Annotated in this window: 25 protein-coding genes; 16 read left to right on the top strand and 9 right to left on the bottom strand. The window is 65.8% G+C overall.

The features are described 5' to 3' along the window. Window position 1: 1 nt before the first annotated feature. The 12 genes from hisH to pal all read left to right on the top strand — a co-directional run bounded on the left by hisH (window position 2) and on the right by pal (window position 7,526). The gene (hisH, locus tag ACPV3N_RS03800; protein WP_440114876.1) at window positions 2-631 is read left to right on the top strand and encodes an imidazole glycerol phosphate synthase subunit HisH; all 630 of its coding nucleotides are present in this window, start codon (window positions 2-4) and stop codon (window positions 629-631) included. Next, on the top strand, window positions 628-1,356 hold the full coding sequence (gene hisA, locus ACPV3N_RS03795; RefSeq protein WP_440114873.1) for a 1-(5-phosphoribosyl)-5-[(5-phosphoribosylamino)methylideneamino]imidazole-4-carboxamide isomerase: 729 nt from the start codon (window positions 628-630) through the stop codon (window positions 1,354-1,356). The genes hisH and hisA overlap by 4 nt, the downstream gene beginning before the upstream one ends. Further along, window positions 1,353-2,114, top strand: coding sequence for an imidazole glycerol phosphate synthase subunit HisF (gene hisF, locus ACPV3N_RS03790; RefSeq protein ID WP_440114870.1), 762 nt, complete (start codon window positions 1,353-1,355; stop codon window positions 2,112-2,114). Before hisA ends, hisF begins: the two co-directional genes overlap by 4 nt. Before the next feature lie 73 nt (window positions 2,115-2,187). Next, window positions 2,188-2,343, top strand: a complete 156-nt coding sequence (locus tag ACPV3N_RS03785; RefSeq protein WP_440114867.1) for a PEP-CTERM sorting domain-containing protein — start codon at window positions 2,188-2,190, stop codon at window positions 2,341-2,343. Window positions 2,344-2,383: 40 nt separating this feature from the next. After that, window positions 2,384-2,701, top strand: coding sequence for a phosphoribosyl-ATP diphosphatase (locus tag ACPV3N_RS03780; protein ID WP_440114864.1), 318 nt, complete (start codon window positions 2,384-2,386; stop codon window positions 2,699-2,701). Further along, window positions 2,701-3,075, top strand: coding sequence for a histidine triad nucleotide-binding protein (locus ACPV3N_RS03775; RefSeq protein WP_440114861.1), 375 nt, complete (start codon window positions 2,701-2,703; stop codon window positions 3,073-3,075). The genes ACPV3N_RS03780 and ACPV3N_RS03775 overlap by 1 nt, the downstream gene beginning before the upstream one ends. Window positions 3,076-3,138: 63 nt before the next feature. After that, a complete protein-coding gene (locus ACPV3N_RS03770; RefSeq protein ID WP_440114858.1) occupies window positions 3,139-3,618 on the top strand; it encodes a YbgC/FadM family acyl-CoA thioesterase in 480 nt (159 codons plus the stop codon). Next, window positions 3,615-4,325 (top strand): protein TolQ, encoded by a 711-nt coding sequence (gene tolQ, locus ACPV3N_RS03765; protein WP_440114855.1) that lies wholly within the window; start codon window positions 3,615-3,617, stop codon window positions 4,323-4,325. The genes ACPV3N_RS03770 and tolQ overlap by 4 nt, the downstream gene beginning before the upstream one ends. After that, window positions 4,325-4,765 (top strand): ExbD/TolR family protein, encoded by a 441-nt coding sequence (locus ACPV3N_RS03760; RefSeq protein WP_440114852.1) that lies wholly within the window; start codon window positions 4,325-4,327, stop codon window positions 4,763-4,765. Before tolQ ends, ACPV3N_RS03760 begins: the two co-directional genes overlap by 1 nt. Window positions 4,766-4,775: 10 nt before the next feature. Further along, entirely contained in the window at window positions 4,776-5,585 is an 810-nt protein-coding gene (tolA, locus tag ACPV3N_RS03755) for a cell envelope integrity protein TolA (protein WP_440114849.1), read from the top strand. Continuing rightward, window positions 5,582-6,958 carry a Tol-Pal system beta propeller repeat protein TolB gene (tolB, locus tag ACPV3N_RS03750; protein ID WP_440114846.1) on the top strand — a complete coding sequence of 459 codons (1,377 nt, stop codon included), beginning with the start codon at window positions 5,582-5,584 and terminating at the stop codon, window positions 6,956-6,958. Before tolA ends, tolB begins: the two co-directional genes overlap by 4 nt. 61 nt (window positions 6,959-7,019) lie before the next feature. Next, window positions 7,020-7,526 carry a peptidoglycan-associated lipoprotein Pal gene (gene pal, locus ACPV3N_RS03745; RefSeq protein ID WP_440114844.1) on the top strand — a complete coding sequence of 169 codons (507 nt, stop codon included), beginning with the start codon at window positions 7,020-7,022 and terminating at the stop codon, window positions 7,524-7,526. Here pal and ACPV3N_RS03740 read toward each other — a convergent pair. Next, window positions 7,523-7,705, bottom strand: coding sequence for a hypothetical protein (locus ACPV3N_RS03740; RefSeq protein WP_440114841.1), 183 nt, complete (start codon window positions 7,703-7,705; stop codon window positions 7,523-7,525). The genes pal and ACPV3N_RS03740 overlap by 4 nt on opposite strands. Window positions 7,706-7,807: 102 nt before the next feature. On the opposite strand from ACPV3N_RS03740, the gene ACPV3N_RS03735 reads away from it, so the two are divergent. Both ACPV3N_RS03735 and ACPV3N_RS03730 read left to right on the top strand, forming a co-directional pair. After that, window positions 7,808-8,341 carry a J domain-containing protein gene (locus tag ACPV3N_RS03735; protein WP_440114838.1) on the top strand — a complete coding sequence of 178 codons (534 nt, stop codon included), beginning with the start codon at window positions 7,808-7,810 and terminating at the stop codon, window positions 8,339-8,341. A 120-nt stretch (window positions 8,342-8,461) separates the two neighbouring features. Continuing rightward, complete coding sequence (locus ACPV3N_RS03730; RefSeq protein ID WP_440114835.1) at window positions 8,462-9,214, top strand: hypothetical protein; 753 nt, start codon at window positions 8,462-8,464, stop codon at window positions 9,212-9,214. 75 nt (window positions 9,215-9,289) lie between these two features. Here the strand turns inward: ACPV3N_RS03730 and ACPV3N_RS03725 are convergent, their stop codons facing one another. Next, window positions 9,290-10,582 (bottom strand): cystathionine gamma-synthase family protein, encoded by a 1,293-nt coding sequence (locus ACPV3N_RS03725; protein ID WP_440114833.1) that lies wholly within the window; start codon window positions 10,580-10,582, stop codon window positions 9,290-9,292. A 137-nt stretch (window positions 10,583-10,719) separates the two neighbouring features. Continuing rightward, entirely contained in the window at window positions 10,720-12,144 is a 1,425-nt protein-coding gene (locus ACPV3N_RS03720) for an SLC13 family permease (protein ID WP_440114830.1), read from the bottom strand. Window positions 12,145-12,245: 101 nt separating this feature from the next. Between ACPV3N_RS03720 and ACPV3N_RS03715 the strand changes: the two genes are divergently transcribed. Then, window positions 12,246-12,875, top strand: a complete 630-nt coding sequence (locus ACPV3N_RS03715) for a hypothetical protein (protein WP_440114827.1) — start codon at window positions 12,246-12,248, stop codon at window positions 12,873-12,875. A 223-nt stretch (window positions 12,876-13,098) separates the two neighbouring features. Here the strand turns inward: ACPV3N_RS03715 and infC are convergent, their stop codons facing one another. Both infC and pdeM read right to left on the bottom strand, forming a co-directional pair. Beyond that, the gene (gene infC, locus ACPV3N_RS03710) at window positions 13,099-13,617 is read right to left on the bottom strand and encodes a translation initiation factor IF-3 (RefSeq protein WP_440114824.1); all 519 of its coding nucleotides are present in this window, start codon (window positions 13,615-13,617) and stop codon (window positions 13,099-13,101) included. A gap of 102 nt (window positions 13,618-13,719) precedes the next feature. Then, window positions 13,720-14,430 (bottom strand): ligase-associated DNA damage response endonuclease PdeM, encoded by a 711-nt coding sequence (pdeM, locus tag ACPV3N_RS03705; protein ID WP_440114821.1) that lies wholly within the window; start codon window positions 14,428-14,430, stop codon window positions 13,720-13,722. A 45-nt stretch (window positions 14,431-14,475) separates the two neighbouring features. Here pdeM and hemF point away from each other — a divergent pair, with 45 nt between their 5' ends. Further along, window positions 14,476-15,333 carry an oxygen-dependent coproporphyrinogen oxidase gene (gene hemF, locus ACPV3N_RS03700; RefSeq protein ID WP_440114819.1) on the top strand — a complete coding sequence of 286 codons (858 nt, stop codon included), beginning with the start codon at window positions 14,476-14,478 and terminating at the stop codon, window positions 15,331-15,333. Here hemF and ACPV3N_RS03695 read toward each other — a convergent pair whose 3' ends face one another. The 4 genes from ACPV3N_RS03695 to ACPV3N_RS03680 all read right to left on the bottom strand — a co-directional run bounded on the left by ACPV3N_RS03695 (window position 15,334) and on the right by ACPV3N_RS03680 (window position 18,820). Then, on the bottom strand, window positions 15,334-16,185 hold the full coding sequence (locus ACPV3N_RS03695) for a glycoside hydrolase family 16 protein (RefSeq protein ID WP_440114817.1): 852 nt from the start codon (window positions 16,183-16,185) through the stop codon (window positions 15,334-15,336). Window positions 16,186-16,260: 75 nt separating this feature from the next. Continuing rightward, the gene (locus ACPV3N_RS03690) at window positions 16,261-16,440 is read right to left on the bottom strand and encodes a DUF2474 domain-containing protein (protein ID WP_440114814.1); all 180 of its coding nucleotides are present in this window, start codon (window positions 16,438-16,440) and stop codon (window positions 16,261-16,263) included. Further along, complete coding sequence (gene cydB, locus ACPV3N_RS03685) at window positions 16,389-17,384, bottom strand: cytochrome d ubiquinol oxidase subunit II (RefSeq protein WP_440114812.1); 996 nt, start codon at window positions 17,382-17,384, stop codon at window positions 16,389-16,391. The genes ACPV3N_RS03690 and cydB overlap by 52 nt, the downstream gene beginning before the upstream one ends. Continuing rightward, a complete protein-coding gene (locus tag ACPV3N_RS03680; RefSeq protein WP_440114809.1) occupies window positions 17,384-18,820 on the bottom strand; it encodes a cytochrome ubiquinol oxidase subunit I in 1,437 nt (478 codons plus the stop codon). Before ACPV3N_RS03680 ends, cydB begins: the two co-directional genes overlap by 1 nt. Window positions 18,821-18,917 lie beyond the last annotated feature (97 nt).

The following is an 18,917-nucleotide window of genomic DNA, read 5'->3' as shown; positions in this document are numbered from 1 at the left end:
CATGGCGGAAGCGATCGCCCTGATCGATTACGGCGCGGGCAATCTTCATTCGGTTCACAACGCGCTGCGGGCAGCAGGGGCTGGGCACGTGCACGTCACGGCGGACCCGAAGATCGTGAGAGGTGCCCGGCGCATCGTTCTGCCGGGCGTGGGTTCGTTCAGGGCATGCGCGCAGGGCCTCAAAGCATTGCCCGGCCTCGTCGAAGCGCTCGAGGACCGGGTGATCGGGGCCGGAGTGCCGTTTCTCGGCATCTGCGTCGGCATGCAGCTCCTCGCCACGCGGGGTCGAGAGCACGGGGTCACGAAGGGACTGGACTGGATTGGCGGGGAGGTGCGCCCGATCGTGTCCAGCGACCCGGCGATCAAGGTGCCGCACATGGGCTGGAACGATGTGCGTCCGATGCCCCATCGCGATGGTGCAACCCTGGTCGAAGCGGGCGAAGCCTATTTCCTCCATTCGTATCATTTCGCCGCCGCCGACGGGCGCCACGTGGCGGCTATGACCGACCACGGCGGAGGTCTTGTCGCCGCTGTGGCCCGCGACAACATCCTCGGCGTGCAGTTTCATCCCGAAAAGAGCCAGGCCTACGGGCTGGCGATGCTCGCTCGTTTCCTGGAGTGGAAACCGTGATCGTGTTCCCCGCGATCGACCTGAAGAGCGGACAGGTGGTCCGGCTGGCCGAGGGCGACATGGATCGCGCGACCGTTTACGGAGACGACCCGCCCGCGCAGGCCTTGCGATTCGCCGAGGCGGGCGCTGAGCATCTCCATGTGGTCGACCTCGACGGCTCTTTCGCGGGGCGCTCCGAAAACGGGGCTGCGGTCGAGGCCATCGTCGAGGCGTTTCCGGGTTACGTTCAGCTTGGCGGGGGCATTCGCACCCGCGAGGCGGTCGAAGCCTGGTTCGACCTCGGCGTCGCGCGCGTCGTCATGGGAACTGCGGCGCTCCAGGACCCGCAGTTCGTCAAGGACATGGCGCGGGAATTCGAAGGCGGCATCGTCGTCGCGGTGGACGCGAGGGACGGCATGGTCGCAACCGAGGGCTGGGCCGAGGTGTCCGACATACCGGTGGTGGACCTCGCCCGCCGGTTCGAGGACGCGGGCGTCGCCAGCCTGCTGTTCACCGATATCGGACGCGACGGGATGCTGAAGGGCGTCAACATCGATGCGACGGTCGATCTCGCCCGACGGGTCGACCTGCCCGTGATCGCCAGCGGCGGGGTCAAGGGTATCGACGATATCTACGTCCTGTCGATGCACGCGAACGAAGGTATCGAAGGGGTCATCACCGGACGCGCGCTCTATGATGGACGGCTCGACCTTGCGGCCGCCGTCGCCATGGCGAACCGGCGATGACCGTCCGCATCCGGGTGATACCCTGCCTCGACGTGCGCGACGGTCGCGTGGTGAAGGGCGTGAATTTCGTCGATCTCAAGGATGCCGGTGACCCTGTGGAGCAGGCCAGAGCCTACGACGAGGCCGGCGCAGACGAGCTTTGTTTTCTCGACATTTCTGCCAGTCACGAGGGGCGCGGGACTCTTCTCGATGTCGTTCGCCGGACCGCCGAGGTCTGCTTCATGCCGCTTACCGTGGGAGGCGGCGTGCGTTCGGTAGAGGATGCGCGGGCCTTGCTGCTGGCCGGCGCGGACAAGGTCGCGGTGAACAGCGCGGCAGTCCAAAGACCCGAACTGGTGGGCGAGATCGCCGCCCGCTTCGGTAGCCAGTGCGTGGTCGCCAGCGTCGACGCGCGCCGCAGCGGAGCGGGCTGGCAGATCTACACCCACGGCGGCCGCAAGCCAGCGCATATCGACGCGGTCGAGCATGCCGCGCGGCTCGCCGAGCTGGGCGCGGGAGAGCTGTTGGTCACCTCGATGGACGGCGACGGGACGCAGGCGGGATACGACCTCGCGCTCACCCGCGAGATTGCCGACGCGGTATCCGTGCCGGTGGTCGCGAGCGGCGGGGTTGGCAACCTCCAGCACCTCGTCGAGGGGGTGACGCTGGGCCACGCAAGTGCCGTGCTCGCCGCCAGCATCTTCCACTTCGGCCGGCACACGATCGCGGAGGCGCACGACGCCTTGCGGGCTGCCGGATTGCCCGCGCGCAGCTGCTGACCGTCGTCCCGCTCCGGGACGGGGCGACCAAGGCCCTTGCGGCGGGCGGCACAGTGGCGCCCAGTCCGATTGCATGCGAATCTCCGGTTTCCTCCTCCTTGCGAGCATCGCGACCCCGGCCCAGGCGGCGCAGGCCATGATCCCCGAGCCGTCGACGCTCGCACTGTTCGGGATCGGCGTACTCGGCGTCATTATCGGCCGGCACGGATCGCGCCGCCGGCGCGACTGAGGGCTTGCGGGAACCGCCAGCCGCCGCCATTCCGGCAGCTATGGACACTCTTGCCCGCCTCGAGACGACAATCGCCGGACGCATTGCGGGCGGCGATGCGGCCGCCAGTTACGTCGCCCAACTTCACGCGCGAGGGCTGCCGGTTATCGCGCGGAAGTTCGGTGAAGAGGCGGTCGAGGCGACGGTCGCGGCGCTCGCGGGAAGCCGGGAGGAACTCACCGCCGAGGCGGCGGACGTCCTGTTTCACCTTCTCGTCCTCCTGGCAGAAGCGAGCGTTCCGCTGGCGGACGTCCTTGCCGAACTCGACCGGCGCGAAGGCACTTCCGGTCTCGATGAAAAAGCTTCGAGGAGCGAGTGATGCCGATCGACCCGACCCAGCCTTACGACGACCAGAACGTCTTCGCGAAGGTCCTGCGCGGCGAACTGCCGTCGAACAAGGTCTACGAGGACGAGTGGGCCCTGGCCTTTCACGACATTGCACCACAGACGCCCGTGCACATTCTCGTCGTGCCCAAGGGCGCCTACGTGAGTTGGGACGATTTTTCAGCGAAGGCGCCGGATGCCGAGATCGCGGGTTTTGCTCGTGCCATCGGCCATATTGCGCGCGAAGCGGGGCTGGTCGAACCGGGATACCGCGTGCTCTACAACGTGGGGATACACGGCGGGCAGGAAGTCCCGCACCTGCACGCGCATATCTTTGCTGGCCGTCCCCTGGGGCGCATGGTCGGCTGAAGCGCCCGGGTTAACGATGGTAAGCTTGCCACGCGAGTCTCGCTGCCGCTAAGCGGCCCGGCGATGAACGGTGATCTCCACTCTCCCGTGCCGGAGGCTCCCGGCGGCGTGATCGACGGAGCCCGGCACCTGTTTGCCGTACGCGCCTATTACGAGGATACCGACCTGTCGGGGATCGTGTATCACGCCAATTATCTGCGCTGGTTCGAGCGTGCGCGCAGCGATCTCGTGCGGATGCTCGGCATCGATCAGCGCGCCGCCGTCGAGAGCGGCGAGGGCGCGTACGCAGTCGCAGACCTCCATATTCGCTATGCCCGGCCCGCCAGGCTGGACGACACGATCCTTATCGAGAGCCGTTGCACCGAAATGGGCGCGGCGAGCGTGCGGATCGTCCAGCGAGCGACGCGCGGCGGGGAACTTGTTGCCGAGCAGACCGTCAGGGTCGGGTTCGTCGACCCGCAGGGGCGTCCCCGCCGCCAGCCCGCTGAATGGCGCGCGGCGTTCGATAACTTTGCTGTACAATCCAACCGGGATACCGAATGACCGACCTGATGATCCTCGCCGCCGCCACGTCCGATCTTCCCGGGCGGCTCGATCCGGTAAAGCTTTTTCTCGATGCCGATATCGTCGTGCAGGCGGTCATGCTCGGCCTGCTGCTCGCCAGCGTGTGGACGTGGATGATCATCGTCAGCTTCAGCCTGCGGATGGCGGCGGTCCGCCGGCGCTGCGACGAATACGAAACCGAGTTCTGGGAAGTCGACAGCTTCGACGCCTTGATGAACCGGCGGGGAAAGAAGGACATCGCCAGTGCCCGGGTCGCCTCGGCGGCGATGCGTGAATGGAAGCATTCGGTCTCGGGCGGGCGGGTGACCGATCGCGACGGGCTGCGCCAGCGTCTCGCCGCCGCAATGCACGGCCAGGTCGCGGTCGAGGCCGACGAGCTTGCCGGAAGGCTGAACTTCCTCGCGACCGTCGGCTCGGTGGCGCCCTTCGTCGGCCTGTTCGGCACGGTGTGGGGCATCATGAACAGCTTCTTCCAGATCGGACAGCAACAGAACTCGTCGCTGGCGGTGGTTGCGCCGGGCATATCCGAGGCGCTTTTCGCGACCGCGATCGGCCTGTTCGCCGCGATCCCCGCGGTCATCGCCTACAACCGGTTCAGCCACGCCGTGAATGCGTTCGAGGCGCGGCTGCACCGCTTCGCCGACCGCTTCCAGGCGAGCCTCAGCCGCGAGATAGAGACACTCTGATGGCGATGGGCCTTCATCGTGCCGGCGCTCGCGGGGGCAACCGGTCCCGCACGCCGATGGCGGAGATCAACGTCACCCCCTTCGTCGACGTCATGCTGGTGCTGCTCATCATCTTCATGGTCACCGCGCCCCTGCTGACCGCGGGCGTCCCGGTGGAATTGCCCGAGAGCCGCGCAAACCCGCTCGACCAGGAACCCGAACAGGTGACGATCTCGATCGACCGCGACGGGTATATCTACATCGATCGCGAGCGCGTCGCGGTGGGCGGATTCCCCGAGGCGCTGGATACCTTGCGGGCGGGCGGACAGCCGCCGCAAGTGACGTTGCGCGCAGACAAGTCGCTCGATTACGGACGGGTCATGGCGGTGATGGGGGAACTCAACCGCAGCGGGTTCAACTCCATCTCGCTGGTCACCAGCGGTTCAGTCAAAACGCCATAGCCCGACTACAATGGTTTTCGCCCATCTTCGGCGCGAGGAGCGCATCGGCCTCGGGATCGCGGTGGTCCTCCACCTCGGCCTAGCCGCGGCGTTTCTGGCCCAGCCTTCGCAACGCGAGATGCTTGCGCCGGCACCGAAGATGACGGTCAATCTGACGACCGACGTCGGGCTCGAGGCGACGGCGCCCGATCCCGTTCCCACGAGCGCGGCCGCCATCGCGCCCACGCTCGCTCCCGAGCCTGCGCCGGTTTCGGAACCGGCCCCTGCGGTCCAGCCGCTGCCCGAGCCGCCACGTCCGAAACCTGTCGAACGGACGGTCGCCAGGCCCGCGCCCAAGCCGTCGCCGGTTGCGACCGAACCGCGCCGCCGACCCGACGCGCCTTCGCGGACAGAGCGGTCGACTCCCAAGCCCGCGGGAGGCAGCCGGATCGGTGCCGATTTCCTGCCTGGTTCAGGCGACAGCACGACTACCCGCGAAACGCGGGTTCCTGCCAGCCAGATCGGCGCGAGCGCCAAGGCGAGCCTGTTCCAGGCAATCGCCAAGGAACTGCGGCCCAAGTGGCAGCCGCCCAGCGGACCGGAGGTCGAGGACCTGGTGACCAAGGTCAGGTTCCGCCTCAATCCCGACGGCAGCCTGTCCGGCAGCCCGGAGATCGTGCGCCAATGGGGGATCACCGATCTCAACAAGCCGCAAGCCGGACGCCACGGCGAGCAGGCCATTCGCGCTGTCCGGCTCGCCGCCCCGTTCAACCTTCCAGAGGAATACTACGAAGCCTGGAAGGTCGTGACCGTCGATTTCGATTGGAAGCTATCGCAATGATGAAACCTTTCCTTGCTCTCCTCATGCTAACTGCCGCGGCACCGGCTATCGCCCAGGACCTTGGCCAGAAGCCGCCCGCGGATACCCCGGTCATAACGACGGAAGAGGAAGGCCTGTCGGGTTCGGTCAGCTTCGAAGGGAACCTCGAGAACCTTGGCATCGCGATCCCTGGCTTCGCGACCGACCGGGATGCACCGACACCTGCCAACACCAGCGGGACCGCGGCGCTGGGCAGGGAGCTGGCGCAGGTCGTCTACAACGACTTGAGGAACAACGGCTTGTTCAAGCCTACGGGTCCGGGGTCGCTGCCGCAGCCCAGCTATGCCGAAATCACCGCACCTTCATGGGGTATGTGGTCCAGTCGCAGCGCGGAAATGCTGGTCCAAGGGTACGTGCGGGCGGGGACCGACGGACGGCTGACTGTCGGCTGCTATCTCTACGACGTCGCATTGAACAAGGAGCTCGCGCGCGCGGGCTGGGTGGTCCCGCCGGTCGACTGGCGGCGCGCCGCCCACAAGTGCGCCGACCTCGTCTATTCGCGCCTTTCGGGCGAAAACCCCTTCTTCGACAGCCGGATCGCGTACATCGCCGAGACCGGGCCCAAGGACAACCGGGTCAAGCGGCTCGCGATCATGGATTCGGATGGAGCCAACCACCGCTTCATCACCAATGGCCGCGCGACCGCGCTGACCCCCCGTTATTCGCCCGATTACCGCAAGCTGCTGTATCTCAGCTACATCGACGGCAATCCGCGGATCTACAGTTACGACATCGGTACCGGGCGCCAGACCCTGATCACCGAAAGCCGGAACCCGACCTTTGCGCCGCGCTGGTCGCCGGACGGGCGCTGGGTGCTCTACTCGATGGCTGTCGCGGGCAATACAGATATCTACCGCGTATCGGCGGATGGCGGGCCGAGCGTGCGGCTGACCGACAGTCCGGGCATCGACATCGGCGGTTCCTATTCGCCCGACGGCCGCCAGATCGTGTTCGAAAGCGACCGGTCCGGATCGCAGCAGTGCTATGTGATGAATGCCGACGGGTCGAACCAGCGCCGCATCAGCTTCGGCAGCGGGCGCTGCGCAACGCCCGAGTGGAGCCCGCGCGGGGACCAGATCGCCTTTACCAACGCCAGCACGTTCAACATTGCCGTAATGAACCCCAGCGGGGGCGGTGTTCGGACGCTGACGAACGGCTGGCAGGACGAGGCGCCGACCTGGGCCCCTAACGGCCGCGTGATCCAGTTCTTCCGGACCGAGCGCAACTCCGGCCGCACCGCGGTCTACCAGGTCGATCTGACCGGCAAGAACGAGCGACGCCTGGCCACTCCGGTCGATGCGTCGGACCCCGCTTGGGGACCCATCCTGCCCTGAGGGCATTCGATTTACACAGCGGGTCGCGCCGTTTTCAAACAAGCACACAAGGAGATGCCTGATGAACCGCTTCGTGATCATCGCCCTGCTGGCCGGTACTGCCGCATTGTCGGCGTGCAAGAAGGAGCCGCCGGCTTCGCTGCCGCCCGAGCCCGAGCCGACGATGACGAGCACTCCGGGAACCGGAAGCGGCGCGGCCGTGCCGGGCACGCAGGAACACTTCGTGCAAGGCGTCAACGGGCAGAACGTGATCTACTTCGACACCGATCGCTACAACATCGACAGCGCCGATGCGGCTGCGCTGCAGACGCAGGCGCAGTACCTGTCGCGGTATCCGCAGGTGAGCATCACGATCGAGGGCCACGCGGACGAGCGCGGAACGCGCGAATACAACCTCGCGCTGGGCGAACGCCGCGCGAACGCGGCGAAGAACTATCTTGTCGGTCTGGGCATTGCCGCCGGGCGGATCAGCGTTGTGAGCTACGGCAAGGAACGCCCCGTGGCGCTCGGCTCGAACGAGGCGGCCTGGGCACAGAACCGCCGCGCTGTCTCCGTGGTGATCAACTAGCGCGGGAAGATCGACGGCCACGCGGGGGGCGAGACCATCTCGGTCCCCGCGACCACCGGCGACGCAGCCCCCGGGGTTTCTCCGCTGGCCGAGATAGCCGGCCCGCTCAGGGCGAACGCGCCCATCGCCAGGGTGCTGACGATCGCGGAAAAAAGGAGTTGTGGGCTGGGTCTGGTCATGACGAGTTTCATTTAGGGACTTTCATATTGCATTGCAACAAAGTCCTTGTGAAAGGGTTGCCATCGCTTCCCAATCCCGGTCCGACCTCCTAGATTACGCCGATGGCAGGCGCACGGCGATCGATGGACTGGGGTTTCCCCCGCTGGCGTGGATACGGATCCGCGCGGGACGCGGCGACCGTGCGGCTGTGCGACCGTCATGGCTGCGACGAACCCGGGGATTGCCCAGCGCCCAAGAGCCCGAACAGCCCTGATCGATGGCATTTCTGCCAGAAGCACGCCGCCGAATACAATTCGAAGTGGGACTATTTCGAAGGGCTGTCCAAGGAAGAGGCCGCCGAGCGTGCGGCGAACGAGAAGCGTGACAATGCCGGTTATGCCGAAGCCTCGCATTACGGCTGGGGCGGCAGCGGCGACGGCAGCCGTTCCGCTGACGAAATGCGCGCCCTCGATGTCCTCGAACTCGAAAACGACGCCGATTTCGCGACCGTCAAGAAAGCCTTTCGCGAACGCGCCAAGAAGGTGCATCCCGACGTAGCTCCCGGCGACAAGGAAGCGGCAGCCGAATTCCAGAAGATCCAGGTCGCCTACGACGTCCTCCGCCAGGCCGAGGAGCGGCGCGAGTGGAAGGGATAGGACTGACGTCTGTACCCGCGGTCTGATCGCCGCTTGCGATTTCCAGTAGTTCCAGGTTCGTTGCACGCCCGTTATGCTTATGGCATTGCTCCCCTAGGCAAATTTCCTGCGGGGTTGGCCATGCCGGGCAGCAATCAGACGGGTCTGGGGCGATACAATCGCCTGTTTCTCTGGATGATCGTCCCGATGGTGATCATGCAGGCGGGTATCTTCTACGATTACTGGGGCGATTTTTCCGACAATGCCTGGCCGGTCCATGTCCACTACTGGACGGCCACGCTATGGTATCTGCTTCTGATCTTGCAGCCGTACCTGGTTGCGCGGGGGCGATTCGAAACCCACCGCACGCTTGGGATCATCGGCATTTTCGTTGCTGGCGGCGTGGCGCTGACGGCGATCGCCGCCCTGAACCGGGATATCGTCAACGCCGAACGGGCCGCGCAGAATCCCGAGCAGTTCGGGTTTTTCGAGCCGTGGTTCTTCTATGGGGTCGCCGCTGTCGAGATCGTGATGATGACGGCGTTCATCATCGCGATCGTCCAGTCGATACGGCACCGCCACCGCGTACAGGAGCACGCTTGGTGGCTTGTCAGCACGGTCTTCATCATCATGATGCCCGCGCTCGCGCGTGGGCTGGGATTCGTGTGGATCGTGGTGTTCGGCCCGGATGATCCGGGCGTGGCGACCTACCCGATCTATCTCAATACCGTCATTGTCGTCGCGCTGCTCTACTGGGCCGCGAAATTGTATGGCCGGTTCAACCACCCGGCGACGTGGCTCGCCCTGGCGGCCAATCTGTTCAATCTCCTCGTGGAGCCGCTCGGCAAGTGGGAGTGGATGCAGGTATTGCTCAAGACCTTGATCAAGCCCTGACGCTGCATCCTGCAGTGGCAGTTCGGTGCGCGCGGTGGTCGCTGCGGACCCCAGACGGGTCCGCAGCGCATGCCCTTACACAGCGTCCAGCGCCTGGGCAAAGTCGGCGATCAGGTCTTCAGCGTCCTCGATGCCGATGCTAATCCGCACGAGGTTGTCGGTGATCCCGAGCGCCTGCTTGCGCGCGTCCGGCACCGACAGGTGCGTCATCGACGCCGGGTGGCTGGCCAGCGTTTCCGTGCCGCCAAGGCTGACCGCGAGCTTGGCGATAGTGAGGGCATCGAGGAAGCGGAAGCACTCGGCCTCGCCCCCCTTGATGAACAGCGAGAAGGTCGAACCCGCTCCGGTGCAGTGGCGCTCGAAGATGTCCTTCTGCCGCGGATCGGTGATGAAGCCGAGATAGCCAAGCCCTTCGACCTTGGGGTGGCCCTTCAGGTACTCGCATACCCTGGCCGCGTTTTCGCCCGCGCGGCTCATGCGCAGTTCGACGGTTTCGAGGCTCCGCAGCAGCATCCACGCAGTGTTCGGGTCGGCAATCCCGCCCATGGTGTTGCGAAGCATGCGCACCGGGGTGATCCACTTCTTCGCGCCCGAGACGCTGCCGGCCACGAGGTCGGAATGCCCGCCCACGTACTTGGTCAGCGAATAGACGACGAGGTCGGCGCCGTGGTCGATGGGCTTTGACCACAAAGGCCCGAGGAAGGTGTTGTCGATCGCGATCGGGCAATCGGACGACAGGGCCGCATCGCGCGCGTCGCGCACGGCTTCGACATCGACGAGGGCGTTGGTCGGGTTGGCGGGGCTCTCGAGGTAGATCATCGCGACCTTGCCGCCGTTCTCGGCCGCCTGCGCCTTGGCCTTGGCCAGCACCGCGTCGAGTTCGGCCCGGTCGGCACCCGCGGGAAAGTCGACATAGGTCACGCCGAAGCGGCTCATGTGCTTGGCGACGAAGCCTTCGCTCGCGGCATAGAGCGGGCCGGAATGGACAATCACGTCGCCCGAGTCGCACAGCGCCAGCATGAGCACGCAGATCGCGGTCATCCCGCTCGAGAAGCACAGCGCCTCTTCAGCGCCGTCCCAGATTGCCAGGCGCTCTTCGAGGATCTGCTGGTTCGGCCCGTTGAAGCGCGAGTAGACGAGGCCCTCTGCACCGCCGGGACGCTTGCCGGTGATCCCCTCGAAGTGGCGCTTGCCCGCCGCGGCGTTCTCGAAAGCGAAGGTGCTGGTGAGAAACATCGGCGGCTTCAGGCTGCCTTCCGAGAGCGCGGGATCGTAGCCTGCTCCCATCATCAGGGTCGCGGGCGAAAGTTCGCGATTGCCGATCCGGGTCAGGGTCGGCTTCGGCTTGCGGCTGGGCGTGTCGGTCATGTCTGGTCGTCCGGTCCGGTGCCCCCAGGAAGGCGGGGGCGGCGAAGGGGCCGGGGCGCTCGCGCCCTAACCTCCGCAGGACGCATCTCCGCCGGCTCGCCGGTATGCGGCGCGGTTAGCGCGCCGTGAAACTGATTTCAACCGTAACCAAGCAGTGTCGCGGATCCCCAGACGCTTCCCACGATGAGGAGCGGTCCTGCGATATCGAGGAGGATGCCGGACCCCACCATGCGGGGCAGGGCAACGCGGTTCGTGGCCCAGGCGATCGCGTTGGGGCCGGTTCCGGCGGGGAGCATGAACCCCCAGCTCGCCGCCAGCGCGGCCGGCATCGCCAGCAGCACGGGGTCCGCGCCGAGCGCGACGCACAGGCTCGCGACGACCGGTATGATCGCGCTTGCCGTGGCCACGTTGCTGGCGAACTCGGTCACCACGATGACGAGCGCGACAACGGCAAGGGCAATCAGGACGAGCGGGAAAACCGAAAGCGGCAGGAGCGCCTGGCCCAGCCAGTCGGCAAGTCCCGAAGCCCCCATGCCGGCGGCTAGCGCGAGGCCCCCGCCGAACATCATGATCACCCCCCACGGCGCCCGATCTGCTTCGGGCCAGGTGAGCAGCGGACGGCCTGTCCCGTCCGGGATGAGGAACAGCAACAGACCCGCGATGATCGCAATCGTCCCGTCGGTCCACGCACCGGGGGGCAGCATCGGCGCGACCAGCAGCTGCGTCGACCATAGGGCGAATGCGCCCCCTATTATGGGCAGCAGGCGCTTTTGCGGGGTCGTCCACGGCGCGTGGTCGTCGATCGCCTCGCGCGCACCGGCCACGTCGAAGCGATGCTTCGCGATGCGCTGCACTTTCGCGATGATGAAGGCGGCGAGCGGGATACCGACGACGACGACCGGCAATCCGTACGTCATCCACTCGACAAAGCTGATTCGTGTTCCGGTGAGATCGCCGATGAGGGCCACCGCGATTCCGTTGGTGGGCGAACCGACGATCGTGCCGAGGCCCCCGATGCTGGCTGCAAAGGCGATGCCGATCGGCAACGCGCCCGCCAGACCCTCGCGCGCGTCGTCCTGCATGCCGCCCCCGGCAAGAACCGCCAGCGCCATCGGCATCATGATAAGAGCCGTCGATGTGTTGGATATGAGCATCGACAGCACGGCGGCGCTGGTCATGAAGGCGAGCAGCAGCCGCATCTCGCCGTTGGCTCCTCCCTTGCCGATCGAGCGCAGGATCGACAGGCTCAGCTTTCGGTGAAGCCCGGTGCGCTCGATGGCGAGGGCGACGAACGCGCCGCCAAGGATCAGGAAGAGGATCGGATCGTAATAGGCACTCGCGGTGTCCTTTGCGTTCATCACCCCTGCCAGCGGAAGCACGACGAAGGGCAACAGCGCGGTGGCAGTGAGCGGGATCGCCTCGGTCATCCACCAGGCTGCCATCCACGATACGAGACCGGCAGTTATCCATGCCTCGCGCGGCATGTCGGCTGGCGGCGGAAGGACGATCGTCGCGGCGAACAGGATTATTCCGGCTGCGAACCCGATGCGGCGTGCGGTCATCGTCTGCGCTTCCCCCCAGGGTGGGCTGTCTAGCCGAAGATGAAGCGCTGGCAACCGCGCGGTTCAGTGGCCTGCAATCGCACCTTGGCCAAGGTGCGCCAATGAACAGGATTCTCGTATCGATCGCACTCGGGTCCGCCGGTATTGCCGCCGTCGCGGCAGCTGTTCCGCCGCCCGCCGGTTCCTGGCAAATCGGCCCGGTCATCCGCGGCAAGAACTATTCGGTCGGAATGCCCGCTACACTGCGGGATGGGCCAAGGGGGCCCTGGTTTGCATTTCCGGCACGCGGAGAGGGAGAAGTGCACTACGTGACCTTGCCCGTCCGCTCGCTCGAGGGCGCCCGCGCGATCACCGTCCGCTATCGCATCGATGCCGCGCCCGGAGCGCGGCTGATGTCGGCCGACGGGACCGCACAGGGCACGTTCGGCCTCGCTTTCCAGCGCGCCGGAGACACCTGGACAGCGCGCGGGCGGTACGAAGCCTATCGCTGGTATTCGCCCGAAGCGCCGGTCATGACTCCCGGCACCCACACCTTCACCGCGCGCCTCGACGACCCGCGGTGGGTGGGCGTTCTGTCGAGCACCGCGGGCAGCAACCCGCGCGCCTTCGTCGCCGCGTTGGCCGAGGCGCAATCGGTGAGCATGACGTTCGGCGGAGGAAGCGGAAGAGGGCACGGCGTCTATGCGACCGCGCCGGCGCGTTTCACGCTGCTGGATTTCTCGATCGACTGACGGTCTGTGGCCTGACCGCCCCGACAGGCCTCGCGCGCCATGATAAGTCGTTTTTCCCCGCGCTCCTGACCTCGCCCCCTTGGAACCGACACGCGGGGTCGCGCGCGACTGACGAGCCAACCGCGTAAATCCGTGCACGGTTGGCTCGCTTTGCGGACAATGGGAGGTCCGGTCCCAACGCAATTATCGCCTGTCGTTTGGCAGGGATGCGCCCCGCAAGCGGCTACTTCGGCGCGAGCACCATGACCATCTGACGGCCTTCGAGACGGGGAAACGCCTCGACCTTGGCGATCTCGGTGACGTCATCCTGCACGCGGCGAAGCAACTCGATGCCGAGTTCCTGGTGCGCCATCTCACGGCCGCGGAAGCGCAGGGTCATCTTGACCTTGTCGCCTTCGCCGATGAACTTGGTGACGCTGCGCATCTTCACGTCGTAATCATGATCATCAATGTTGGGACGCATCTTTATCTCTTTGATATCCTGCGTCTTCTGCGTCTTGCGCGCGGCATTGGCCTTTTTCTGCGCCTCATAGCGATACTTGCCGACATCGAGGAACTTGGCCACCGGCGGGTCGGCGTTGGGCGAGATTTCGACCAGGTTCAGGCCGATCTCGTTCGCCTGCTCCATCGCCTCGCGGGTGTACATCACGCCGAGGTTCTCGCCGTTTTCGTCGATGACGCGAACCTTGTCGGACTGGATCAGATTATCGTAGCGCGGGCCGCTCTTGACGGGCGGTTGCAATGAGCGCCGGGGGGGACGGGCTATGGGGCAGTCTCCTGAAAATTGCCGTTGGTAACGGCGCGCTACTTAGGGAGAATTGCGCCGTTTAGGAAGAGGGTGCAGTCAGGCCGTCGCGCGCCAGAGCGGGAATGTGGCAAGCTTGCCACCGGCGGGCACGACCGCGTCGATCGCACGGGCGGGTTGCAGTGCCTGAAGGATTTCCGGCGCGGCGGCATCCATTCCGCCGGTGAGGGCGCCGAATGCGGGCAGGATCATCCGTCCCGACCCGCGGGCATCGGCGCTGATCACCGCGCAGGGCCGGCGGATCCGCCGGTCGCGCACCGTGATGTGGAGGCGCGGGTGATAGTGGCCGGACAGTTCGGGCCGCTGCTCGCCGCGCTTAGCCCGGTGCCGCAGGACGAGGCCGGCCACCACCAATTCATCGGCAAGGGTTCCGCCGGCGCTTGCCTCGCTCGTGCCCGAACCGTCCCTGGCAAGATCGTGGTTGCCCGTGATCCAGACCCAGTCGGTGGCACGGGTAAGTGCCGCGAGCATGCCGGCAGCGTGGGGTTCGAGCCTTGCCGGACCCGAAGGGTCATGGAAGTTGTCGCCCAGGGTGTAGACCCGGCGCGCCCCGGTTTCGCGAATGGCGAGGGCAACCCGTTCAAGCGTTTCGCGGCTGTCGTACGGCGGAAGCAATTGCCCGTGCCGCGCGAAGAAACTCGCCTTCTCGAGGTGGAGATCAGCCACCAGCAGCGCGCGCTCGCGCGGCCAATAAAGCGCGCGGCCCTGCGTGAGGGCAAATTCCTCGCCAGCGAACGAAAGGGGAACCATGGCTCGCTCTTGCCCCAGCGAACTCGGCTTGGCAAGGGATGGGTCATGACCGACTGGACCCCCTATACGGCCCGCGCGAAGGAATGGTTCGAATCGCTGCGCGACCAGATCACAGCCGCTTTCGAGGTGATCGAGCGCGACGCCGGATCGAGCGCGGCGTTCGAATACACGCCCTGGAACCGCGAGGAGGAGGGCAACGACAATCCCGGCGGCGGCGTGCGCGGGGTGATGAAGGGCAAGGTGTTCGAGAAGGTGGGGGTCAACGTCTCGACCGTCCACGGTCACTTCGCCCCCGGGTTCGCCGCTACCGTCCACGGGGCCGATGACGACAATCCCGGTTTTACCGCCACCGGGATCAGCCTGGTCGCGCACATGGCGAATCCCCATGTCCCCGCAGTGCACATGAACACCCGCTTCCTGACGACCGGAAAGGCGTGGTTCGGCGGTGGTGCCGATCTCAACCCGCCTATACCCTACGTCGAGGATACCGAGGAATTCCACGCTGCCTTCCGGGCCGCCTGCGCCGGACACAACCCGACCTATTACGAACGTTTCAAGAAATGGGCCGACGACTATTTCTACATCCCGCACCGCGGCGTCCACCGCGGGGTGGGCGGGGTCTTCTACGATCACCTCGAATGCGGCGACGCGGCGGCGTGGGAGCGCAATTTCTCATTCACCCAGGACATCGGCAGGGCTTTCCTCGAGGTCTACCCGAGGATCGTGCGCCGGCGAATGGAAGCGGAGTTCACGCCCGAGGACAAGCGCACCCAGCTCGAATGGCGCGGCCGCTATGCCGAGTTCAATCTTGTCTACGACCGGGGAACGCTGTTCGGCCTCAAGACCGGCGGCAACATCGATGCCATCCTGATGAGCCTGCCGCCCGAAGCCGTTTGGTCCTGATCATTCCGGGGCGTAGACCCGCACCCAGTCGACCTCCATGGCGAGTTCGCCGCGCTTGATCCGTTCGGCGGTCTGGGCTGGCAGGCCGGGGTGGGGCGCCTTCACGCCGTTGTTCTTGATCGGGTAGGCGCCGCCAAGCGCGAAGTTGACGATCACATGCTCCGGGTTGCCGAAGACCCATTTGCCGTAATGCTCGACCATCTTGCGAGTGACGCGATAGGTCAGCCGCCCGTCGAGGTAGAATTCGATGGTGTCCGGCGTCCACTCCGCCGCATAGACGTGCCAGCCGGTCGCGTCTTCGCCGGGCGGAAAATAGAACCGGTCGACGAAGGGCGTTTCTCCTGAATAGCCCGGACCGTGTATCGCTACGCCCGTCCAGTCCTTTTCTCCGACGTATTCCATCACGTCGATCTCGCCGGTCGTGGGCCAGGGTCCGTTCCCCAGCAGCCAGAAGGCCGGCCACACGCCCACTGCGTCGGGCATGCGTATGCGGGCCTCGGCGCGGCCATAGGTGAAATCGAACTTGCCCTTGCTCTCGATCCGCCCGGCGATGAAGTCGGCCTTGCGCTTGGGATGGGTGTCGATCCCGGGAGCATGGCGGGGGGTCAGCACGAGCGAACCATCGCGGACCGCAATCACGTCGGGCCGGTCAACGTAGGCCTGTTGCTCGTCGTTGACCCAGAAGTCCATTCCGATCACGCGCCACTTGCTGCGATCGAGCGCGGTGCCGTCGAACTCGTCGGAGAAGAGCAACCGTCGCTCTGCGCCTGGAATGCTTGAAGGAGGGGCGGCCGCTGCGCACGCTGCAAGGGTGAGCGTGAGCAGGGAGGGCATGGCGGTCTGGAACTTCACGGGGGCGGCCTCTCCATCAGCTCGCTGTGAACGTTCCCATACATCGCTCCGGCGAGCAAGCCAAGGCGCTGCCCGCTAGCGTGCCAGCCAGAACCGTATCGCCATAGCCACAGCACCGAGCACGCCGACGCTCGCGGCCCAGATTCCCGCCATCCACGCGAGGCGCTGCCAAAGGGGACCGGGTCCGTCTTTGTTCGCGCCGGTCAATGAAACCCTTCCTCGCCCACCTTCCCGCGAAAGACCCAGTAGGCCCACCCCGTGTAGGCGAGGATCAGCGGCAGGGCGATCGCCACGCCGACCAGCATGAACTCCTGGCTGCGTTCTGGCGCTGCGGCGTCCCAGATCGTGATCCCGGGCGGGACGACATTCGGCCAGATGGTCACGCCGAGACCTGCCATGCCGAGGAGGAACAGCGCGAGCGAAAGGATGAACGGGGCAAGTTCCCGCCTCCTGCGCAGCGCGTTGAACAGTGCGGCGGCGATGATCAGGGTCAGCAACGGCACCTGGCTGGAGAACAGGATATTGGGCATCTCGAGCCAGCGTGCCCGGTAGGCGTCGAGGAGGGCGAGGTTGTAGACGCTAACGAGCGCCATCAGCACGAGTGTGGCCACGGCAGCCCTCGCGGCCAGGCGATAGGCACGCTCCTGCACCTCGCCCGATAGCTTCCAGATCATCCACGTCGAACCCAGCAGCGCATAGCCCGCGACTGTGCCGAGACCGGTGAGGACGGTGTAGGGCGTGAGCCAGTCCCACCACGATCCGGCGTACGCGCGGCCGGTGATGTCGATGCCCTGTATCAGCGCACCGAGAACCATCCCTTGGCTCATCGCCGCGACAACCGATCCACCAAAGAATGCAAGGTCCCAGAACCCCCGATGGCGCTCGTCGCGCCAGCGGAACTCGAACGCCACGCCGCGAAATACGAGGCCGAGAAGCATCGCGATGATCAGCGGATAGGTCGCTGGCAGGATGACCGCGTAGGCGAGGGGAAAAGCGGCCATCAGCCCGCCTCCGCCCAGAACCAGCCAGGTCTCGTTGCCGTCCCAGACGGGCGCGATCGAATTCATCGCCCGGTTGCGGCCATGGCCCACCGTGATCGTGGGAAACAGGATACCTATGCCGAGGTCGAAGCCGTCCATCACGACATAGGCAAAAACCGCGAACGCGATGATGAAGGCCCAGAGCACGGTCAGGTCCATCAGGGTTTGACCTCCGTCTCCGACCGCGGCGGACCGGCGGATGCGGCCTGCGCGGCGGGGGTGATACCGGCGGTCCGGATCGGTCCGGCAACACCTTCGCCCGGCCCGCTTTCACCTGTCTGGACCCCGCCCGCCATGAGCCTGAGAATATACCAGACACCCGCCCCGAACACGGCGAAGTAGACGACCACGAACACCGAGAGCGATGTCGCGACGGCGGGTGCGGCCAGCGGGCTTGCGCTCTCGCTCGTGCGCAGGAGGCCGTAGACCGTCCACGGCTGGCGGCCGACCTCGGTCGTGATCCATCCGGCGATGACGGCCACGAAACCGGCAGGGCTCATGGCAACTGCCGCGCGGTGCAGTGGCCTGGATTCGTAGAGCCGCCCTCGGACCCGGGCCACAAGGCTCCAGAGGCCGAGGGCCAGCATGGCGAACCCTATCCCTACCATGATCCGGAACGACCAGAAGACGATCCCGACCGGGGGCCGGTCTTCGGGAGGTATCGTGTCGAGGCCCGCGAGCGGCGCATCGGGATCGTGCTTGAGAATGAGGCTCGAGGCCTTCGGGATCTCGATCGCGTACCGCACCGTGCCCGCCTCGCTGTCGGGAATCCCGAACAGGATCAGCGGCGCGCCCTCGGGGTGGCTCTCGAAATGCCCCTCCATCGCCATGACCTTTGCCGGCTGGTGTTCGAGCGTGTTGAGGCCGTGTGCATCGCCGAGCGCGATCTGCACCGGCGTGACCAGCGCGGCCATCCACATCGCCATCGAGAACATCGTGCGCGCGCCCCTATCGGTCCGGTCCCTGAGCAGGTGCCAGGCGCCTACTCCGCCAACGACAAAGGCGGTCGTCAGGTAAGCGGCAGTAACGGTATGGAGCAGGCGATAGGGAAAGCTGGGGTTGAAGACGATCGCAAGCCAGCTGGGTCCGGGCACGAACTGGCCGTTGGCCGCCATTTCGTGGCCCGACGGCGTATGCATCCAGCTATTCACCGACAGGATCCAGAACGCGCTGATGAAGGTGCCGAGCGCGACCATGCAGGTAGCCGCGAAATGCAGCTTCGGGCCGACCTTGTTCATTCCAAACAGCATCACGCCGAGAAAGCCGGCCTCGAGAAAAAAGGCCGTCAGCACCTCGTAAGCCATCAGCGGCCCGATCACCGGCCCGGCCCTGTCCGAGAACACGGCCCAGTTGGTGCCGAACTGGTACGACATCACGATGCCGCTGACGACGCCCATCGCGAACGCCACCGCGAAGATCTTCAGCCAGAAGCGGAACAGGTCGAGGTACTTCTGCTTCCCTGTCTTCAGCCACAGCCCCTCGAGCACCATCAGGTAACTGGCGAGCCCGATCGAGAAAGCGGGGAAAATGAAGTGGAAGCTCACCGTGAAGGCAAACTGGATCCGCGCGAGCAACAGGGCGTCGAGGTCCGGCATCGCGGACGTTATGCAGCGGGGGATACCAACGCTCAATCGGCATCTCGGCAACCGGAGTTGCGCAAGATGCAACGCTGCACGTGCGAAAGGGCTTGCC

Source organism: Tsuneonella sediminis, from assembly GCF_051912845.1.
In the GTDB taxonomy this organism is placed as follows: Bacteria; Pseudomonadota; Alphaproteobacteria; order Sphingomonadales; family Sphingomonadaceae; genus Tsuneonella; species Tsuneonella sediminis.
Note: the sequence above shows the minus strand (reverse complement) of the source record. Positions and strands in the feature narration are given on the sequence as shown.